This is a genomic window from Stenotrophomonas sp. P5_B8, assembly GCF_054049855.1.
Window position 1 is genome coordinate 1 of the sequence record NZ_JBFULO010000531.1, and the last position, 2,231, is coordinate 2,231.

General features: G+C 63.3%; 1 protein-coding gene. It reads right to left on the bottom strand.

The features are described from left to right. Window positions 1-352: 352 nt before the first annotated feature. Window positions 353-2,029, bottom strand: a complete 1,677-nt coding sequence (locus ACXJKH_RS18995; protein WP_457321707.1) for a long-chain fatty acid--CoA ligase — start codon at window positions 2,027-2,029, stop codon at window positions 353-355. Window positions 2,030-2,231 lie beyond the last annotated feature (202 nt).

Consider the following 2,231-nt stretch of genomic DNA (forward strand, 5'->3'; position numbering starts at 1 on the left):
TCACAAAACTGATCAGCCACTACCAAGTTTCTGCGGCAGACGAGCAACGAGGGCCTTACCGGATGCAGCAGCTTGCCGAGTCTTCCGACGGCACTGCACGGGCGCTTCGCCGGGCTCTTCGGCTACGCCAAAGTGGCGCGCGTCAGGCGAGCATGTGCGCGCCTTGCTGATGGACTGTGTGCGAATTGTGTGCCGCCTGTTTATTGCGCTCGCTATTGGGGCGCGTGCGACCTCTAAGTTTTAAGGGGTGACGGTGGTTGGTCGGCGGTTGCTGACACGCATGGCGTGTCACTACGGCTGGAAAGCAGAACGCCCGCTAGGCGGGCGTGCTGGGGTTCACTGAAGCGGACGTTTACGCGGCAGGCGTATCGCGCAGCTCGCGTCGCAGGATCTTTCCGACGTTGGTCTTCGGCAGCTCCTTGCGGAACTCGACGATGCGCGGGTGCTTGTAGCCGGTCAGGTTGGCGCGGGCGTGTTCCTTGACCATYTCGGCGGTCAGRTTGGGGTCCTTCTTGACGATGACCACCTTGACGATCTCGCCGGACTTTTCATCCGGCACGCCGACCGCMGCCACTTCCAGCACGCCGGGCATCATCGCGATCACGTCTTCGACTTCGTTCGGGTACACGTTGAAGCCGGACACCAGAATCATGTCCTTCTTGCGGTCCACGATGTAGAAGAAGCCCTGTTCGTCCATSCGCGCCATGTCGCCGGTGTGCAGCCAGCCGTCGGCGTCGATSGCCTTGGCGGTTTCTTCCGSGCGCTGCCAGTAGCCCTTCATCACCTGCGGGCCCTTGATGCACAGCTCGCCGACTTCGCCSGGGGTGAGGGTCTTGCCGTCGTCGTCCTTCACGCAGGCGTCGGTGGARGGGATCGGCAGGCCGATCGCGCCGTTGTACTCGGCCAGGTCCAGTGGATTGATGCAGGCGGCCGGCGAGGTCTCGGTCAGGCCGTAGGCCTCCACCAGGGTTACCCCGGTCACCTTCTTCCAGCGTTCAGCCACGGCGCGCTGCACGGCCATGCCGCCGCCCAGRGTGACCTTCAGCGACGAGAAGTCGATCTCATCGAAGCCGGGCGTRTTGAGCMGGCCGTTGAACAGMGTGTTGACGCCGGTGATGGCGGTGAAGCGGGTCGCCTTCAGCTCCTTGACGAAGCCCTTCATGTCGCGCGGGTTGGTGATCAGGTGATTGCAGCCACCGAACTTCATGAAGACCAGGCCGTTCGCCGTCAGCGCGAAGATGTGGTACAGCGGCAGGGCGGTGATGATCCACTCCTTGCCCATCTCGATCCCCGAGGCGGAGATCCAGGCCGAGGCCTGCTGCATGTTGGCGACCAGGTTGCGGTTGGTCAGCATCGCGCCCTTGGCCACGCCGGTGGTGCCGCCGGTGTACTGCAGGAAGGCGACGTCGTCGTGGTCGATTTCAACCTTGGGCAGGCTGTGGCGGCTGCCCAGCTTGAGCGCCTGGTTGAAGCGCACCGCACCGCGCAGGGTGTAGTTGGGCACCATCTTCTTGATGTACTTCAGCACGAAGTTCACCACCACGCCCTTGGCGCCGAGCATGTCGCCCAGGCCGGTGGTGACGATATGCTTGATCGGCGTGTCGGCAATGACCTGCTGCACGGTGTCGCCGAAGTTGTCGACCACCACGATCACCGCCGCGCCGGAGTCCACCAGCTGGTGCTTGAGCTCACGGGCCGTGTACAGCGGATTGACGTTGACCACGGTCAGGCCGGCACGCAGCACGCCGAACGTGGCCACCRGGTACTGCAGGCAGTTGGGCATCATCAGGGCGACGCGGTCGCCCTTCTTGAGCTTCAGCTCGCCTAGCAGGTAGGCGGCGAACTGCTCGACCAAGGCGTCGGTTTCACCGTAGGTGATGGTCTTGCCGAAACTGGAGTAGGCGGGACGGTCGCGATACTTGGCCACCGAGGTGTCGAAGACGGCGGAGACCGAATGGAACTCGTTGACGTCGATCTCGGCGGGTACGCCGTTGGGATAACTCTGCAGCCAGGGACGTTCCAGACTCATATTCCCCCTCCAGGAATCGTTGATGAGAGTGTGTTCTGGCCCTGAGTATCCGCCAGTTCACGTCCGGGCAGCATACCGGGCCGAATGGAAAAGGCGAAGGGGGCGTGAAGGRTGGGGCGGGTGTGGCGACACGGCGAGGGTGTATCAGACGGTGTCGATCTGCCTGCGATGGGTAGTGCCGAGCCATGCTCGGCAGATGGCC